This window comes from Streptomyces sp. 2P-4, from assembly GCF_030167965.1.
GTDB lineage: Bacteria > Actinomycetota > Actinomycetes > Streptomycetales > Streptomycetaceae > Streptomyces > Streptomyces globosus_A.
In genome coordinates this window covers 1,241,487-1,258,495 of record NZ_CP095011.1, presented here as the reverse complement: position 1 = coordinate 1,258,495, position 17,009 = coordinate 1,241,487, and the positions used below count along the sequence as shown (strand labels likewise).

The 17,009-nt window shown below is 74.7% G+C and carries 16 protein-coding genes, 1 tRNA gene and 1 pseudogene; 5 read left to right on the top strand and 13 right to left on the bottom strand.

Going from position 1 to position 17,009, the window contains the following annotated elements; translation table 11 throughout:
- Positions 1–73 precede the first annotated feature (73 nt).
- On the bottom strand, positions 74–634 hold the full coding sequence (locus tag MUK52_RS05185; RefSeq protein ID WP_114054990.1) for a toxin-antitoxin system, toxin component: 561 nt from the start codon (positions 632–634) through the stop codon (positions 74–76).
- Positions 631–1,728 carry a hypothetical protein gene (locus MUK52_RS05180; protein ID WP_114054991.1) on the bottom strand — a complete coding sequence of 366 codons (1,098 nt, stop codon included), beginning with the start codon at positions 1,726–1,728 and terminating at the stop codon, positions 631–633. Before MUK52_RS05180 ends, MUK52_RS05185 begins: the two co-directional genes overlap by 4 nt.
- A 340-nt stretch (positions 1,729–2,068) precedes the next feature.
- Between MUK52_RS05180 and MUK52_RS05175 the strand changes: the two genes are divergently transcribed.
- Positions 2,069–2,497, top strand: a complete 429-nt coding sequence (locus MUK52_RS05175; protein ID WP_284574884.1) for a hypothetical protein — start codon at positions 2,069–2,071, stop codon at positions 2,495–2,497.
- On the opposite strand, the gene MUK52_RS05170 is transcribed toward MUK52_RS05175, so the two are convergent.
- Positions 2,483–3,295 carry a helix-turn-helix domain-containing protein gene (locus MUK52_RS05170; RefSeq protein WP_114058578.1) on the bottom strand — a complete coding sequence of 271 codons (813 nt, stop codon included), beginning with the start codon at positions 3,293–3,295 and terminating at the stop codon, positions 2,483–2,485. The two genes, MUK52_RS05175 and MUK52_RS05170, sit on opposite strands and share 15 nt — an antisense overlap.
- Positions 3,296–3,410: 115 nt before the next feature.
- Here MUK52_RS05170 and MUK52_RS05165 point away from each other — a divergent pair, with 115 nt between their 5' ends.
- Positions 3,411–3,716 carry a 4a-hydroxytetrahydrobiopterin dehydratase gene (locus MUK52_RS05165; RefSeq protein WP_114054993.1) on the top strand — a complete coding sequence of 102 codons (306 nt, stop codon included), beginning with the start codon at positions 3,411–3,413 and terminating at the stop codon, positions 3,714–3,716.
- 43 nt (positions 3,717–3,759) lie between these two features.
- Here MUK52_RS05165 and MUK52_RS05160 read toward each other — a convergent pair whose 3' ends face one another.
- From MUK52_RS05160 to MUK52_RS05140, 5 genes are all read right to left on the bottom strand, one after another.
- Positions 3,760–4,188, bottom strand: a complete 429-nt coding sequence (locus tag MUK52_RS05160; RefSeq protein ID WP_114054994.1) for an RICIN domain-containing protein — start codon at positions 4,186–4,188, stop codon at positions 3,760–3,762.
- Positions 4,189–4,235: 47 nt separating this feature from the next.
- Complete coding sequence (locus MUK52_RS05155; RefSeq protein ID WP_114054995.1) at positions 4,236–5,084, bottom strand: aldo/keto reductase; 849 nt, start codon at positions 5,082–5,084, stop codon at positions 4,236–4,238.
- A 195-nt stretch (positions 5,085–5,279) separates the two neighbouring features.
- Entirely contained in the window at positions 5,280–7,103 is a 1,824-nt protein-coding gene (locus tag MUK52_RS05150; protein ID WP_284574883.1) for an AMP-dependent synthetase/ligase, read from the bottom strand.
- A gap of 212 nt (positions 7,104–7,315) precedes the next feature.
- A tRNA-Leu gene (locus tag MUK52_RS05145) sits at positions 7,316–7,400 on the bottom strand.
- A 139-nt stretch (positions 7,401–7,539) separates the two neighbouring features.
- Entirely contained in the window at positions 7,540–8,481 is a 942-nt protein-coding gene (locus MUK52_RS05140) for a beta-ketoacyl-ACP synthase III (protein WP_284574882.1), read from the bottom strand.
- Positions 8,482–8,679: 198 nt separating this feature from the next.
- Here MUK52_RS05140 and fdhD point away from each other — a divergent pair, with 198 nt between their 5' ends.
- Positions 8,680–9,540 carry a formate dehydrogenase accessory sulfurtransferase FdhD gene (gene fdhD, locus MUK52_RS05135; protein WP_114054998.1) on the top strand — a complete coding sequence of 287 codons (861 nt, stop codon included), beginning with the start codon at positions 8,680–8,682 and terminating at the stop codon, positions 9,538–9,540.
- Here the strand turns inward: fdhD and MUK52_RS05130 are convergent.
- The 3 genes from MUK52_RS05130 to MUK52_RS05120 all read right to left on the bottom strand — a co-directional run bounded on the left by MUK52_RS05130 (position 9,537) and on the right by MUK52_RS05120 (position 11,224).
- Positions 9,537–9,992: a (2Fe-2S) ferredoxin domain-containing protein gene (locus MUK52_RS05130; RefSeq protein ID WP_246042448.1), complete on the bottom strand. Its 456-nt coding sequence runs from the start codon at positions 9,990–9,992 to the stop codon at positions 9,537–9,539. The genes fdhD and MUK52_RS05130 overlap by 4 nt on opposite strands.
- Before the next feature lie 77 nt (positions 9,993–10,069).
- Entirely contained in the window at positions 10,070–11,092 is a 1,023-nt protein-coding gene (locus MUK52_RS05125; RefSeq protein WP_284574881.1) for a bile acid:sodium symporter family protein, read from the bottom strand.
- A 9-nt stretch (positions 11,093–11,101) separates the two neighbouring features.
- Positions 11,102–11,224: a hypothetical protein gene (locus tag MUK52_RS05120; RefSeq protein ID WP_281277915.1), complete on the bottom strand. Its 123-nt coding sequence runs from the start codon at positions 11,222–11,224 to the stop codon at positions 11,102–11,104.
- A gap of 34 nt (positions 11,225–11,258) precedes the next feature.
- Between MUK52_RS05120 and MUK52_RS05115 the strand changes: the two genes are divergently transcribed.
- Positions 11,259–12,110 carry a LysR family transcriptional regulator gene (locus MUK52_RS05115; protein WP_114058579.1) on the top strand — a complete coding sequence of 284 codons (852 nt, stop codon included), beginning with the start codon at positions 11,259–11,261 and terminating at the stop codon, positions 12,108–12,110.
- A gap of 506 nt (positions 12,111–12,616) precedes the next feature.
- Here MUK52_RS05115 and MUK52_RS05110 read toward each other — a convergent pair.
- Positions 12,617–13,315: pseudogene (locus MUK52_RS05110) on the bottom strand (IclR family transcriptional regulator domain-containing protein); the annotation flags it as partial.
- Between the two features lie 914 nt (positions 13,316–14,229).
- Complete coding sequence (locus tag MUK52_RS05105; RefSeq protein ID WP_246042450.1) at positions 14,230–14,751, bottom strand: sigma-70 family RNA polymerase sigma factor; 522 nt, start codon at positions 14,749–14,751, stop codon at positions 14,230–14,232.
- A gap of 498 nt (positions 14,752–15,249) precedes the next feature.
- Between MUK52_RS05105 and metG the strand changes: the two genes are divergently transcribed.
- A complete protein-coding gene (metG, locus tag MUK52_RS05100; RefSeq protein ID WP_284574880.1) occupies positions 15,250–16,965 on the top strand; it encodes a methionine--tRNA ligase in 1,716 nt (571 codons plus the stop codon).
- The last annotated feature ends 44 nt before the right edge of the window (positions 16,966–17,009 follow it).

Below are 17,009 nucleotides of genomic sequence, written 5' to 3'. Positions count from 1 at the left end.
CGCAGCGTGCGGCCTGCCGCGGCGTGCCCCGTCGTGCCCTGCCTCTCCGTGCCCTGCCTCTCCGTGCCTTGCCTCACCGCGCCCATCCCAGGGCCGTGCCGATCCGCTCGATCTGCTCGCACTGCGCCTGCCGGGGCGGCTCCAGGAAACCCTTGAGGATCTTCCCGAGGTGCAGTCCGAACGTCTCGGCCCGGATCTCCGCCGGGTCCTGCCGGTCCGCCCGGGCGGCCGCCTGCCGTACGACGCTCCCCAGCCCTGCCTGCGAGTTCAGCAGTTCCGCCAGGTCTCCGTGGCGGCCCGCGATCCGGGCGGCGACCGCCATGCCCGGGCCGTGGCTGTCACAGGTGCCCTCCTCCAGGTGCCACAGCTCGTGGCAGGCGATGACGAGCTGGTGCTCCGGCCGGGTCCGCTCCTCGATGACGAGCAGGTCGCGGTCCGCCATCTCCAGCCACAGCCCGCTGGCGGTGTCCGGCGGGAACCCGGCGAACCGGAAGTTCACCGGCCGGCCGCCGCGCCTGCGCCCGTACGCCGCGCACAGGCTCCCGATGATCGCGGCGGCGTCGGCCGGCGGGGCCAGGCGCACGCCCGCCAGCAGATCCGCGCCGAGCTTCCGCATGGTCCGTGTCGTCCTCATGGCACTCCCCCCTCGGCAGCGTCTTCGCGGCCCCGCACCGTGCGGGCCGGGCCCTCCCCGCGTGCGCCCGGGATCCCGAGCCGGCCCTCCCGGGCCAGCAGGTCGTCCAGGTGGTCGCGCAGCGACTGCCGGCCTGCGGCGGAGAGCCGGCCGGCCCGCGCGGCGATGCCGCGGACGTCATGCGCCCGCAGGGCCCCCAGCATCGGGTTGGCCGCGTCCCCGCCGGAGGCCAGCAGCCCGTGTTCGATGTCGGCGAGCGCGGCCGCCAGCGCCTCGGTGTCGTCCGCGAGGAGGAAGCCGCTGTCCACCCCGTAGAACCGCTGGATGCCGGCGGCCGCGGCCAGGCTCGGCAGCCCCTCGCCGCGGGCGAGGCGGGTCAGCGACTGCCCCGAGGCGTCGAACGAGCGGGCGATCGCGTCCAGCGAGTGCGGCTGGCCGTCGGGCCGCAGGCGGGTGCGCCGCAGATGGGTGAAGCGCTGGTGGACCTGCTCCGGCAGCGGGAGCCGCGGCGGCCGGCCCTCGAGGGTCTGCGCGACGGCGTGCGGCGGCATGCCCGTCAGGTGGGAGAGGAGGTCAAGGTCGTCGGCGGCGCCCGACCCGGACACGGCGCCCGCGGCCGCCCCCGGAGCGGCGGGCACGGTGGCGCCGGGGCAGGTGGAGGTCGCCACGGCCGCGACGGCCCGCTCCACCGCGCTCCGGCTGTCGGCGAGGAGGAAGCCCGCGTACACCCCGAAGAAGCGCTGCACCCCCGCCGCATGCCGTAACCGGGGCAGCCCGGTCCCGGCGTTCAGCGGGCCCAGGGACGCCCCGGGGGCGTCGAAGTCGTCGGCGATCGCGGCGAGCGGCCACTCCCGCCCCTGCCTGTCCCGCCGGGTGGCCCGCAGCCACCGGAACCGCCGGTGCACCCGCACGCATAACGGCACGGCCGGTGCAGCCCCCGCCAACACGGCCGGAATCAGGGCCGGTTCGACCCCGCTCAGATGCCCGAGCCGCTCCGCGTCGAGCACCTCGCGCGGATCCGCCCCCCGCTGCTCCGCCAGCACCGCGACGCGCTCCCAGGTCGCGGCGAGGGCGGGACGGAAAACGGCATCCACCGTGTGGTTCTCCCTGTGTCGACAGGACGTTCGAGGGTCGATCGGCTTGCAAGCAGCGTAGCCCGCGAGCCGCAAGAGGGAGATAAGAACCCAACGTTTCCTGCGCTCCACATCAAAGAACGTTGGCCCCGGCCTGCCCCGCCCCGGCCCGAGCCCGGCCGACTCCCATGACCCCTGAGGTAATCGACCGCGGCAACCCCCCGGCGGCACAGTGGGGGCACCGGACGGCGCGGCCCGCCGGAAGCGCCCCGGCCCACCCCGGAGCGGCCCCGGCCGCCTCCGCCGCCCGTCCCGTTCCGCGCCCGTCCACCCCGCCGCCCCCTCTGGAGGTTGATCCGCCGTGTCCGCAACCCTGGTCGCCGGAGTCGCCCGTACCGCGGTGCCGCAGACCGCCCTGCGCCGCTTCCTCGCCTTCGACGCCGCCGTCACCGGAGCCAACGGCCTCGCCTACGCCGCCTTCAGCGCCCCCCTCGGCCGGCTCCTCGGCATCGGCGCGGACACGCTGTTCGGCCTCGGCTTCCTCCTCACCGCCTACGCCGCAGCCGTCGCCTGGACGGCCTCGCGGCGCCGGCCCCCGGCCCGGCCCGTCGCCCTCGTCATCGAGGCCAACTGCGCCTGGACGGTGCTCAGCCTCGTCTCCCTGTTCCTGTGGGACGCCCCCACCGCCGCCGGGCTGGTGTGGGTCCCGGCGCAGGCGCTCGCCGTCGCCGGCTTCGCCCTCCTGCAGCACCTGGCGCTGCGGGCCTGCGCCGCGTCAGACCGCCAGTGAGCGCAGGTACTCCACCGTCGCCGGGTCGGCCGGGAGCATCGTCTCGATGGCCAGCTCGGCGACGGTCACGTCCATCGGCGTGTTGAACGTCGCGATGGACGACACGAAGGACAGCACCCGCCCGTCGTGCTCGATCACCAGCGGCAGCGCGATGTACGGGACCGCCCCGCCGTCCCCCGCCGGGCCGGCGGCCCGCCCCTGCGGCACGGGATAGGCCGCCACCTCCTCGTACAGGGCGCGCAGCACCTGCGAGCGGGACAGCGCGATCTGCCGCTCCATCTGCGCCAGCAGGTGGCCCCGCCACTCGGGCAGGTTGCGGATCCGCGGCGCCAGCCCCTCCGGGTGCAGGGTGATCCGCATCGCGTTCAGCGGCGGCACCAGGAGGTGCTCCGGCAGCCCGTCCAGCAGCATCAGGACACCGCGGTTCGCCGCGACCACGTCGTACACCGCGTCCACGACGAGCGCCGGGTACGGCTCGTACCCGGTCAGCAGCCGCTGGAGCCCCTCCCGCAGCGTCCCCATCGCGGGGTCCGCCAGCGGCGTCTGCGCGTACTGCGGCGCGTACCCGGCCGCCAGCAGCAGCGAGTTGCGCTCGCGGACGGGCACGTCGAGGCGGTCGGCGAGCCGGAGCACCATCTCCCGGCTGGGCGCGGACCGGCCCGTCTCGATGAAGCTGATGTGCCGCGCCGAGGAGTCGGCCCGGCCGGCGAGCTCCAGCTGGCTGATGCCGCGCCGCTGCCGCCAGGTGCGCAGCAGCTCCCCGACGGTGCCGCCGCCCGCACGTGTCATGGTCGCCATGCACACGACGCTACCCCAGCGCGCCGGACCGGCGCGGAGCCTTCCTTCCCGCGCCTGCTGTGGGAACCTTGACCCCTCGTCAGGAGTTGGACCCGGCAGGGGAAGGAGCACGCCGATGGCAGCAGAACCGCTTTCGCAGAAGGAGATCGAGGACCGGCTGCGGGAGCTGCCCGGCTGGTCCTTCGAGGGCGACAGCCTCCACCGCACCTACCGGCTCGGCTCACACGTCGCGGCGGGCGCGCTCGTCGTGCACATCGCCGCCGTGCAGGACGAACTCGACCACCACTCCGACCTCACCCTCGGCTACAACACCGTCCGCCTCTCGGTGAACACGCACAGCGCGGGAGACGCCGTCACCGAGTCCGACTTCGCACTCGCCGAGCGCGTCGAAGCCCTGGCCCCGGCCCACGGCGCGCACTGACAGCAGACCGCCGCCGCCCGGCCGGGCCCGCCACCGGGACCCGCTACGCCACCGGCTCCAGCCGCCACCACTGCGCGGGCGAGTCGGTGTCCTCGCCCTGCCGGGCGCGGCCCTCCCCGTCCGCCTCCAGCGACAGCCCGCTGATGCACGCCACCAGCGACACCACCCCCGGATCGTCGAGGTGCTCCTCGACGATCCACTCCTGCGCACCGAACTCGTTCGGCCGCCACACCTGCACCCGCGCGCCGCTCTCCGTCGACGCGTTCGCCACGTCCAGCCGCCTGCCGTTGTGCACGCTCACCACATGGACGATGCCGCCGCCGCTGTGCACCGGCGACAGCCGCCACTGCACGGCGGCCGCCGACGCGGGCGGGCCCTCCGGCCCCACCCCCACCGCCGTGCCGCCCTCCAGCCGCAGGAGCAGCCCGCTCGCCACGTTGCGCACCCGGTACACCCCGTCCGGAACGGACAAGCGAGCCCCCTGCTCAGATGTCGAAGCTGCTCGGAAACCGAAGCCGCTCAGATGTCGAAGACCGCCGGATCCGGCCCGATACGCCCGGCCCGCGGCCCACTGCCGAGCGCCTCCAGCCGCGCCATGTCCGCGGCGTCCAGCTCGAAGCCGAACACGTCCAGGTTCTCCCTGATCCGCGACGGCGTCACCGACTTCGGGATCGCGACGTTCCCCAGCTGGAGGTGCCAGCGCAACACTACCTGCGCCGGGGAACGCCCGTACCGGCCGGCGACGTCCGCCACCTCGGGCAGCCGCAGCAGCTCACCGCCCTGCCCCAGCGGCGACCACGCCTCCGTGGCGATGCCCAGCCGCCCGTGCAGGTCCCGCAGTTCGGCCTGCGGGAACAGCGGGTGCAGCTCGACCTGGTTCACCGCCGGCACCAGCGCGCTGCGCTCGCCGAGCCGCGCCAGATCCTCCGGCCGGAAGTTCGACACCCCGACGGCCCGCGCCCTCCCGCTCGCCGCGATCTCCTCGAAGGCCTCCCAGATGTGCAGGAAGTCGTCGCGCATCGGACGCGGCCAGTGGATCAGGTACAGGTCGACGTGGTCGAGGCCCAGCCGGTCCAGCGACCTCCCGAACGCCTCCAGCACCTCGGCCCGCCGCCAGGTCCGCTGCCGGCCGTTCCACAGCTTCGTCGTGACGAACACCTCCTCGCGCGGCACCCCGGCCGCCGCCAGCCCCTTCCCGGTGCCCGTCTCGTTGTCGTACGCGGCCGCCGTGTCGATGCTGCGGTAGCCCGCCTCCAGCGCCGTCCGCACGGCGCGCTCGGCCTCGTCGTCGGGCACCTGCCAGACGCCGTAGCCCAGCCGGGGCATGGGGACGCCGTTGTTGAGGGTGATCGCGGGGATGTCGTTCACGCTGCCGTTCCTCGGGGTGGCGGGGGCCGAACCGGAGCCGTACGGGCACGCCCCGGCCCGGGGGCGCCCGTACGGCCGCCCGCCCCGACGTATTCCCGCCGCCGCGCCCGCCCCTCCCCGCAGCGGCCCGCCTGCGACCCGGACGGGCCCGGATCCACCCGTACGGCCGCGCCCGGACCGCGGTCCAGGCGCGGGTCACGGCCGGTACAGGGCCGCGACCTCCCGCGCGTACGCCGTCTCGATCGCCCGCCGCCGCAGCTTCAGCGACGGCGTCAGCAGCCCCCGCTCCGGCGTGAACTGCTCGGGCAGCACCCGGAACGCCCGGATCGCCTCGGCCTGCGACACCAGCGTGTTCGCCGCCACCACGGCCCGCCGCACCTCCGCCGCCAGGTCCGCGTCGTGCACCAGCTCGGCCGCCCGCAGCTGCGGGCGGCTCCGCATCGACAGCCAGTGCGCCACCCCCTCCTCGTCCAGAGTGATCAGCGCGGCCACGTACGGCCGGTCGTTGCCGACCAGCACGCACTGCGCGACCAGCGGATGCGAGCGCACCCGCTCCTCCAGCGCGGCAGGCGCGACGCTCTTGCCGTTGGAGGTCACGAGGATCTCCTTCTTCCGCCCGGTGATCACCAGGTAGCCGTCCTCGTCCAGCCGCCCGATGTCGCCGGTCGCGAGCCAGCCGCCGCGCAGCACCGCCCGCGTGGCCCGGGCGTCGCCCAGGTAGCCGGAGAACACGTGCCGCCCGTGCAGCCACACCTCCCCGTCCTCGGCGATGTGCACCGCCCCGCCCGGGATCGGCCGGCCCACCGTGCCGTACTTCGTCGCGCCCGGCTGGTTGGCGGTGGCCGCCGCGCACGACTCGGTCAGCCCGTACCCCTCGAACACGGTGATCCCGGCGCCCTGGAAGAACAGCCCGAGCCGCCGCGACATCGCCGACCCGCCCGACATCGCGTACCGGACACGGCCGCCCACCGCCGCGCGGACCCGCCCGTACACCAGCCGCTCGTACAGCCGGTGCTGCACGCGCAGCGCCGCCGACGGCCCCGGCCCCGCCCCGAACGCCTGCAGCTCGCACGCCTCCGCGTACCGCACGGCCGCCTCGACGGACCGGTCGAAGACACCGACCCGCCCCTCCGCCTCCGCCGCCCGGCGGGCCGCCGCGAACACCTTCTCGAACACGTACGGCACACCCAGCACGAACGTCGGCCGGAACGCCGCCAGCTCCGGAACCAGCTCCGCCGCCGCAAGCTCCGGCTGGTGCCCCAGCTTGACCCCCGCCCGGACGGCCGCGACCTCCACCACCCGCCCGAAGACGTGCGCGAGCGGCAGGAACAGCAGCGTCGACGGCACCTCCCCGGGCCCGGTCCGGAACACCGGCTCCCACCGCCGGACCAGCGTGTCCGCCTCGAACATGAAGTTCGCGTGGGTCAGCACGCACCCCTTGGGGCGCCCGGTCGTCCCCGACGTGTAGATGACGGTGGCCACGGCCTCGGGCACCACCGCGCCCCGCCGCCGGTGCACCGCGTCCTCCGGCACGACCCGCCCGTCGGCGACGAGCGCGGCGAGGGCCCCGGCATCGAGCTGCCACAGCCGCCGCAGCCGCGGCAGCCCCCCGAGGACCGACCCGACGGTCATGGCCTGGTCCTCGTTCTCGACGACGCACGCGGTGCACCCGGAATCGGACAGGATCCACTGCACCTGCTCGGCGGAGGAACTCGGGTACACGGGCACGGGCTGGGCGCCGACCGCCCACAGCGCGAAGTCGAACAGCGTCCACTCGTACCGGGTCCGGGACATCACCGCCACCCGGTCCCCGAACTCCACCCCCTGCGCCACCAGCCCGCGCGCCAGCGCCAGCACCTCGGCGGCGAACTCCCCGGCCGTCACGTCCCGCCAGACCCCGTCCTGCTTGCGGCCCATGACCACCCGGCCCGGCTCCTCCCGGGCGCTGCGGAACACGCAGTCGGCAAGCCCCCCGACGGCCGTCTCCACCACCACGGGCGGGACCACAACCTCCCGCACACCCGCTCCTCTCCGCACACCGCCTCCGCCGCCCCGATGGGAGCCCCGCAGGCACAGCGGGGACGGGACGACGACAAAGCGGCGGAGAGCATGCCCACCGGCCCGGCCGCGAACCCACCACACATGGCGGGAACCCGCCGCGGGCGAGCTTCCGCCCCGCCCGGCACGCAAAACGAAGAAGACCCCTGCCGAAACAGGGGTCTTCTTGTCGGTGTCCGAGGGGGGACTTGAACCCCCACGCCCGATAAAGGGCACTAGCACCTCAAGCTAGCGCGTCTGCCATTCCGCCACCCGGACCAGGTGACCGCCCCGGTTTCCCGCGGCGACATGGACAACAATAGCAGCAGTTCGGCGTGGTTCCGACCAGGTATTTCGACGGCTGGGTGCTCGCTGACCTGCGGGCATGCCGTCCGGGCCGGGGCGGCATGCCCGGGCGTCACGGGCAGGCGACGACCTGGCCCGCGTACGAGAGGTTGCCGCCGAAGCCGAAGAGGAGGACCGGGGCGCCCGACGGGATCTCGCCGCGCTGCACCAGCTTCGACAGTGCCATCGGGATGCTGGCCGCGGAGGTGTTGCCCGAGTCGACGACGTCCCGGGCGACGACCGCGTTCACCGCGCCGATCTTCCGGGCCAGCGGCTCGATGATCCGCAGGTTGGCCTGGTGCAGCACCACGCCCGCCAGCTCCTCCGGGGTGATCCCCGACTTCTCGCACACCTCGCGGGCCAGCGCGGGCAGCCGGCCCGTCGTCCAGCGGTACACGGCCTGGCCCTCCTGGGCGAAGACCGGGGGAGTGCCCTCGATGCGGACCGCGTGCCCCATCTCCGGGACGGAACCCCACAGGACCGGCCCGATGCCCGGCTCCTGGCTCGCCTCGACGACGGCCGCGCCCGCCCCGTCGCCCGTCAGGACGCAGGTGGTGCGGTCGGTCCAGTCCGTGATCGCGGTCATCTTGTCGGCGCCGATCACCAGCGCGCGCCTCGCGGACCCGGCGCGGATCGCGTGGTCCGCCGCCGCCAGCGCGTGCGTGAAGCCCGAGCAGACCACGTTGAGGTCCATCACCGCGGGCCCGCCGCCCATGCCCAGCTTGGCCGCGACGCGCGCGGCCGTGTTCGGGGAGCGGTCGATCGCCGTCGAGGTGGCCACCAGGACGAGGTCGACGTCGTCCGGGGCGAGGCCCGCGCCCGCGAGGGCCTTGCCCGCCGCCTGGAAGGCCAGCTCGTCCACCGGCTCGTCGTCTCCCGCTATGTGCCGGGTCTTGATGCCGACGCGCGAGCGGATCCACTCGTCGTTGGTGTCGACCATGGCCGCCAGGTCCTCGTTGGTGAGCACTCCGGCAGGCTGGTAGTGCCCCAGCGCCACCACGCGTGAACCGGTCATGGGCGCGAATCCCCCTCGTACGGCAGTCAGGATCACCCAGCTTGACCGGCTACCGGTCGGTACGGGTGCGAGGGTTCCGACAGGATTACCGCCCGGGAATTTGGAGATTCCACAGCCTCCGCCCGATCCGGGACAATGGGCCCGACAGGTGTACGACGCAGTACACGGACGCGGGCGAGGACGGGCGGGCTGAACACCATGGGACGGGTCACCGAGCGCCGCCGCGTCGTCAGGGTCCGGGGCGGCGTCGCCGGAACGCGCCCCGACACGCTCGTCGCGGAGGAGCCGCTGGAGATCCGCCTCGGCGGCAAGCCGCTGGCGATCACCATGCGCACCCCCGGCGACGACTTCGCCCTCGCCGTCGGCTTCCTCGTCAGCGAAGGCGTCGTGGGCTCCGCCGACGACGTACGTGCCGTCACGTACTGCGAAGGCGCCGCCGAGGACGGCTCCAACACCTACAACGTCGTCAACGTGCAGCTTGCCCCGGGCGTCGCCCTGCCGGACATCACGCTCGAACGGAACGTGTACACGACGTCCTCCTGCGGCCTGTGCGGCAAGGCCAGCCTCGACGCCGTCCGCACCGCGACCCGCTTCCCTCCCGCCGCCGACCCCGTACGCCTCCCCGTCGGCCTCGTCGGCGAGCTGCCCGACCGTCTGCGCGCCGCCCAGAAGGTCTTCGACCGCACCGGCGGGCTCCATGCGGCCGGCCTGTTCTCGGCAGGCGGCGAGCTGCTCGACGTCCGCGAGGACGTCGGCCGCCACAACGCCGTCGACAAGATCATCGGCCGGGCCGTGCAGGCCGGGCGGCTCCCGCTGGCCGGGTCGGTGCTGCTCGTCTCCGGCCGGGCCTCCTTCGAACTCGCCCAGAAGGCCGTCATGGCCGGCATCCCCGTCCTCGCGGCCGTCTCGGCGCCGTCCTCCCTGGCCGTCGACCTCGCCCAGGAGGCGGGGCTCACCCTGATCGGCTTCCTGCGCGGCGGGGACATGAACATCTACGCGGGCGAGGAGCGGATCGAGTTCCCCGCCCCGGTCGGCCAGGGGGTTTCGCAACGCCCCTAGCGGCCCCGCCGCGCCCTGCCGCCCCTGGCCTTCGGGGCGCCGGACCGGCCGGCGTCCGGCGTCTTCGGCTCCGGCGGCTCGATGCGGTGCAGGTCCAGTGTCGCCGGCAGCGGGGCCACGCCCGGGCCGCCCGCCTGCGCCCAGGCGATGACCTCGTCCGTCGCCGTGTCGTCCAGCGCCCACCCGAACCAGGCCGCGCGGGCGCCCCGCCGCCGCGCCTCCGTCGCCGGCTGCACCACGACCACGTTGGCCTGCGCGCACGGGCCCAGGCAGTCGCTCGTCCGTACGGCGACACGGCCGCCGGAGGCGGCGGCCGCCTCCTGGAGCCGGGCCAGCTGGCCGGCGTGGTCGGTCCCCGGGTTCTTGCGGGGGTCCCCGCAGCAGCAGCCGCGGCAGACGACGAGCGTGCAGGGGCGTTCGGCGCGGGCACCGAGCGGGCGTATCCAGGTCACCACCGAACGTTAACGGGCCCCGCTTGCAAGGGCGTCGGCAGCCGGGGGAGACCTGCGCCACACCCCGGGCGGAGCCGTCACGGGCGCACACCCGCCGCCGCGACGACCGCCCCGGCCTCCGCCGCCTCCTCCGGGTCCCGGGCGCGGCGGCGCGCCAGCACGGCGCACACCATCAGCTGCATCTGGTGGAACAGCATCAGCGGCAGCACCGCCAGGCTCGCCTGCGCCCCGAACAGCACGCTCGCCATCGGCAGCCCCGCCGCCAGGCTCTTCTTCGACCCGGCGAACTGGATCGCGATCCGGTCCGCCCGCCCGAACCCGAGCCGCTTCGCCCCGTACCAGGTCACCAGCAGCATCACGGCCAGCAGTACCGCCTCCACCGCGAGCAGCGCCCCCAGCCGCAGCACCCCGACGCGGTGCCAGATCCCGGCGGCGACGCCCGCGCTGAACGCCGCGTACACCACCAGCAGTATCGATCCGCGGTCCACGAGCCCCAGCGCCGCCCGGTGCCGGGTGGTGAAGCCGCCGATCCGCGGGCGCAGGGCCTGCCCGAGCAGGAACGGCACCAGCAGCTGGAGCGCGATCCGACCCAGCGCGTCCGCCGAGAACCCGCCTGCGGCACTCCCGACCAGCACGGCGGCCAGCAGGGGCGTGAGGACCATCCCGGCGAGGCTGGAGAAGGAGCCCGCGCAGATCGCCGCGGGCACGTTCCCACGGGCGATCGACGTGAACGCGATCGACGACTGGATGGTGGACGGCACCGCGCACAGGAACAGCAGCCCCCCGTACAGCGGCGGCGTCAGCACCCACGGCACCAGCCCGCGGGCGGCCAGCCCCAGCACCGGGAACAGCACGAACGTGCAGGCCAGCACCGTCAGGTGGAGCCGCCAGTGGCGCAGCCCGTCCAGCGCCTCACGGGTGGACAGCCGCGCCCCGTAGAGGAAGAACAGCAGCGCGACGGCGACGGCGGCCGCACCCTCGGCGAGGGTCGCGGCCGTCCCGCGGGCAGGGAGCAGGGAGGCCAGGGCGACGGTGCCGAGCAGGGCCAGTACGTACGGATCCAGCGGCAGCCGGGCGGGCAGTCGGAGGCGGCGGGGCATGGGCGGGGCTCACTTGCGGTCGACGGGGCGGCGGGCGGGCCGGAGGCGGGCGGGCCGGTCGCGGCCGCGCTCCCTCCACATCGTCGGCCTGCTCCGCTCATCGGGAAACCCGTACACCGCACTGACTGCCATCGCGCTGCATGATGGCCGTGGGACGATGGGCGCCATGTACGACCCGGCGCAGCTGCGCACGTTCCTCACGGTCGCCCAGACGCTGAGCTTCACGCAGGCGGCCGGCCGCCTCGGGGTGCGCCAGTCCACGGTCAGCCAGCACGTGCGGCGGCTGGAGGAGGCGACGGGCCGGCCGCTGTTCCTGCGGGACACGCACCGCGTGGAGCTGACGGAGGACGGCGAGGCGATGCTCGGCTTCGCCCGGACCATCCTGGAGGCGCACGAGCGGGCGGCGGCCTGGTTCACCGGCACCCGGCTGCGGGGCCGGCTGCGGTTCGGGGCGTCGGAGGACTTCGTCCTGACCCGTCTGCCGGAGATCCTGGAGGCGTTCCGGCACCAGCACCCCGAGGTCGACCTGGAGTTGTCGGTGGAGCTGTCGGGGACGCTGCACGAACGGCTGGACGCGGGCCGGCTGGACCTCGTCCTGGCGAAGCGGCGCGGGCCGGAGGACGAGCGGGGCCGCCTGGTGTGGCGGGACCGGATGGTGTGGATCGGCGCAGAGGGGCTCCGTGTCGATCCGGACCGGCCCGTACCGCTGATCGTGTTCCCGCCGCCGGGGATCACCAGGGCGCGGGCGCTGGAGGTGCTGGAGCGGGACGGCCGGGCCTGGCGCATCGCCTGTACGAGCGGCAGCCTGAGCGGCCTGGTCGCCGCGGCGCGCGCAGGGCTGGGAGTGATGGCGCACACCCGCGGGCTGGTCCCGCCGGGCCTCGCCCGCGTACCCGGACTGCCGGACCTGGGGCCGGTGGAGTTCGCCCTGCTCCGCGGCCCGCGCGTCTCGGCGGCCGCGGAGGCACTGGCCGCGGCGGTACTCTCCGGCGCGGACCGGCTGACGCGGACCGGCTGACGCGGACCGGCTGACGCGGACCGGCTGACGCGGACCGGCTGAGCCGCCCGGGTCGACGTACGCGCCGGGACGGCGGACACGTCCCGCCGGTCAGCGGGCCGGTCCGCGGCCCTGCGTCACGTGCCCAGCACCACCAGCCCGTCCCGCGTACGCAGGCAGCGCGGGGTCAGCGGTGCGAACGTGCGGGGGAGGGCCAGGCGGGGCGGGCCGCCGTCCGGGCCGGCTTCGAACAGGTACGCCGCCTCCGCTGCCGGATCGCTGACCAGATGCGGTCCGGCGGCCGTGGCCGCGGCGGCCCCGACCAGCGGCGTGCGGAAGAGGCTGCGCAGGTGCCGCAGCGTTTCCGCAGTGACCCGGGTCGGCTGGGGCGCCGCGGCCGCGGCCGCCGGACCGGAGCCCCGCCCGGGGCGCTCCGTACGCCCGGAAGCGCGGCCGGCGTCCCCCGGCGGCCCGGACCGTCCCGCACCTGCTCCGTCCGCCGGCGCGTCCGGCGGGATGGCGCCGGAGAGCAGCAGGGCCAGCAGGACCGGTACGGCCTTGCGGCGCAGGGCCGCCGTGGCCTCGTGCAGCCGGTGGGCGTGCGTTGCGGGCAGCGACAGCGCGAGGCTCCCTGCGGCGGCGCCGGCCGCGATGGGGACGGCCGAGCACACGACCCCGGGCGAGTACTCCCGCAGGTCGAACACGGGCGCCCCGGGCGCCACCGCGTCGAGCGCGGAGAACAGCGCCCGGCTGTCGGTGATCGTCCGCGGGGTGAGGCGGGCCGGCCGGTGCCGGGCGACGTGGTCGCGCCGCCCGTCCGGGTCCAGCTGCGTCAGCAGGCACTTGCCGACGGCGCTGGCGTGCGCGGCCGCCGTGAAGTTCACCCACTCCCGCACCGGCGGCGCGGCCGGCCCGTCGGCCATCTGGGTGATCCTGACTTCGCCGTCGGTGTACCGGCTCAGGTAGACGGCCGCCCCGGCGCTGTCCCGCGCCAGGGACAGCGTGCGCTGGAGCTGCCCTGCCAGGCCCCCCGCGCCGGGCGCGGCGAGCCGGTCCAGGGCGGGCCCCCGCGCGTACACGCCCGCGCCCGGCCGGTACGCGTACTCCTCCTCGCACAGCATGGCCAGCAGCGGCGCCAGCTCCGGCTCGGCGAGGGCGGCTTCCCGCGCGAGCTGGGAGGCCCGTACGCCCAGGGGGTGCTTCTCCAGGACCCGTACGACGGCCAGCGCGCGCCGTGCCTCGGCGAGCGCCTCGCCCGTGGCCGTACCCGTACCTGTGGCCGTACCTGTGGCCGTCCCCGTACCGCCGCCTCCGGGGCCCGGTCCGGACGAGGCCGCCGCCGCGACGGGGCCGATCCCGGCGGGGACCTCCGCGCGGCCGCCGTCCGCGGTCCGGCCGGCCTCGCCCCCGCTCCCGCCCCCGCCGCCGGGCTCCGCCTCGGCCGCGCCGCCCGCCGCCGGGTCCGGCGCCCGGAACACCTCCAGGACACCCGGCAGCCCCGGCCGCGGCAGCGGCACGGGCCCCAGGTCGGGGTCGTCGAGCTGGTCGACGAGGCGCAGCACGGCCGCCTGCGCGCACAGCGTGACCTCGCGGAGGTCCCGGCGGCCGCCCGGCCGGAAGCCGCGCCGGTCCAGCTCGCGCGCCCACACCGCGGCGTCGTGGTGCTCGCCGCGCCGGGAGTGGTCGAGGAAGAGGCAGTACGCGGCGGGCGCCGTCCCCGCCCGCCCGGAGCCGGCCGCGTACTGCCACCAGAACCGCGCCCCGTCGCGCAGCCCGGCCAGGTGCAGCAGGCAGCCGAAGACGGCGGCGCCGGCCAGGTCGGTGTGCGCCGTCCGAAGGAACGAGTCCAGCCGCGCCCCGGCGTGCGGGGAGCAGACCGCCTCCAGGCAGGCGGCCTTGAGGTCGCGCCGGGCCCGCTCGGAGTCCAGCGGGCGGTCCCTGCCGGGATCGCTCCAGCCGTACGCGCGGCGCCGGGCGGGCGGCGCCGCGCCCTTGCGGCGGGCGGTGCGCAGCAGGCGGGCCTCTGCGGCGCCGAGGTCGTAGTGGGGGTAGCGGTCGCGCACGGCCGCCCGGGCGAGGAACTCCGCCAGCGGGCGGCGGGCGGCGCCGTCGCCGTACGGCTGCCCCTGCTCGCCCCGCGTCATGATCCGGCGGAGGCGTCGAGCAGGCGGGCGAGCCGCCGGTGCGCCTGGCCGAGCTGCGAGCGGACGGTGGCCTCGTCGACGCCCATCACGGACGCGGCCTCGCGGGGGGTGCACTGGAGGCCGTAGCGCAGCAGCACGGCGTCGCGCTGGCGTTCGGCGAGGCGGGAGACGGCGGAGTAGAAGCGGATGGTGTCGGCGAGCACCTCGTACCGGTCAGCCCGGGCCTCCTTGAGGGCGGCTTCGAAGGCCGTGATGTGCATGGGCTCGGGCCCGGTGCTGCGCGCACGCTGCCGGTCGACGAGGCGCTGTTTGAGGATCGTCCATGCGTAGGCGTCGAGCCGGTCCATGTGGAGCATCCGCAGCCACTCGTGCATGATCGAGTCGAACGTCGCGTCCACCGCGTCCTCGGCTGCCGCGTCGGAGCCCAGCTGCAGGTACGCGAAGCGCATGTACGAGGGCCTCCGGTTGGCGTGGAACGCCCAGTACGACAAGCGTGCCGTCGGGTTCCACTGGCTCATGGGCGTGGGCCGCCGCCGTCGGCTGGGCAGTCCCACGGCCCCACCGGACTCCTCTGGTCCGCCATCGCTCACCGCTCCACCTCACCTCATGCCGCGTGCGCGGCTCAGAGTGGCAGTGCGGGCGTGCGCCGGTGCGCGGAACGATGAAGCTGGAGCATTGCGTTCGGTGATGATCAGTAGCTGACGGTTTTCGACTACACCCGGCTCCAGCCGGTTCGTACGCATATGCCGGACGCCGCCCCGCCCTCCGCTTCCGCCCTGCGCGACCGCCGCACGCCCCCGCAGTCGCACCGCGGACAGCGGTCAGGGCCGCCCCCCTCCGCCTGTAGCATGAGCCCTGGCGAGGGCCGTGACACCGAGGTCACTTCCCTCGCTTTTGCATTAAGCCCACCCGAGAGAAATGCGGGCGCGTGCCCATTCGGCGGTTCGATACGATGAACCGGATCACAATCCGTCACGGCACGTCGCAACCGCATATATGAAATGGAGCATCCGAGGATGGCTCGACACCTGATCACCAGCGCGCTTCCCTACATCAACGGGATCAAGCACCTGGGCAACATGGTCGGGTCGATGCTTCCGGCGGATGTGTACGCCCGGTACCTCCGCCAGCGCGGCCACGACGTCCTCTACATCTGCGCCACCGACGAGCACGGCACCCCCGCCGAACTCGCCGCCAAGGAGGCGGGCCTGTCCGTCGCCGAGTTCTGCGCCCAGGCCCACGACGCGCAGAAGGCCGTCTACGACGGCTTCGAGCTGTCCTTCGACTACTTCGGACGCAGCTCCTCCGAGCAGAACCGCGAGATCACCCAGCACTTCGCCCGGCAGCTCCACGCGAACGGCTTCATCGAGGAGCGCGCCATCCGGCAGGTGTACTCGCCGGTCGACGGCCGCTTCCTCCCCGACCGCTACGTCGAGGGCACCTGCCCGCACTGCGGCTACGACAAGGCCCGCGGCGACCAGTGCGAGAACTGCACCCGCGTCCTGGACCCGACCGACCTCATCGACCCCCGCTCGGCGATCTCCGGCTCCACGGACCTGGAAGTCCGCGAGACCAAGCACCTCTTCCTGCTGCAGTCCGAGCTCCAGCACGAGGTCGAGCAGTGGGTCGCGCAGCACGAGGAGGAGTGGCCGCAGCTGGCGTCCTCCATCGCCCGCAAGTGGCTGACCGAGGGCCTGCACGACCGCGCCATCACCCGCGACCTCGACTGGGGCGTCCCGGTCCCCGCGGACACCTGGCCGGACCTGGCGGCCGAAGGCAAGGTCTTCTACGTCTGGTTCGACGCGCCCGTCGAGTACATCGGCGCCACCAAGGAGTGGGCGGACCTCGAACCGGCCGCCCGCGACTGGAAGTCCTGGTGGTACGAGGCCGCCGACGTCCGCTACACCCAGTTCATGGCCAAGGACAACGTCCCGTTCCACACGGTGATGTTCCCCGCCACCGAGCTCGGCGTCCGCGAGCCCTGGAAGATGGTCGACTACGTCAAGGCCTTCAACTGGCTCACGTACTACGGCGGCAAGTTCTCCACCTCCCAGAAGCGCGGCGTCTTCACCGACCAGGCGCTGGAGATCCTCCCCGCCGACTACTGGCGCTACTTCCTGATCGCCAACGCGCCCGAGTCCGACGACTCGTCCTTCACGTGGGAGCACTTCACCGCCACGGTCAACAAGGACCTCGCCGACACCCTCGGCAACTTCGTCAACCGCGTCCTCTCCTTCTCCCGCAAGCGCTTCGGCGACGAGGTCCCCGCGGGCAAGGACGCAGGCGAGGCCGAGCAGCGCCTCGGCGCCCAGATCGCCGAACTGCTGGCCGAGTACGAGGGCCACATGGACGCGCTCCAGTTCCGCAAGGCCGCGGCCGCGCTGCGCGCCCTGTGGTCGGCCGGCAACTCCTACCTGGAGGAGAAGGCCCCCTGGCTGGAGATCAAGACGGACCCGGAGGGCGCGGCCCTCACCCTGCGCACCGCGATGAACCTCATCCACCTGTACTCGGTGGTCTCGGAGCCGTTCATCCCGGCGTCGGCGCGCGCGATGCGCTCGGCGTTCCGGCTGGCCGACGACAACGCCGCCTGGATCACGCAGGAGCACGCCAAGGCCCTCGACGCGGTCCCGGCCGGCACCCCGTTCACCGTTCCCCCGGTGCTCTTCGCGAAGATCACCGAGGAGGACCTGGAGGCGTACCGGGAGCGCTTCGGCGGCGTCGAGGCAGCCTGAACACGGGCGGCCCGGCACACCCCGGCTCCACGAGGGCGGCACCC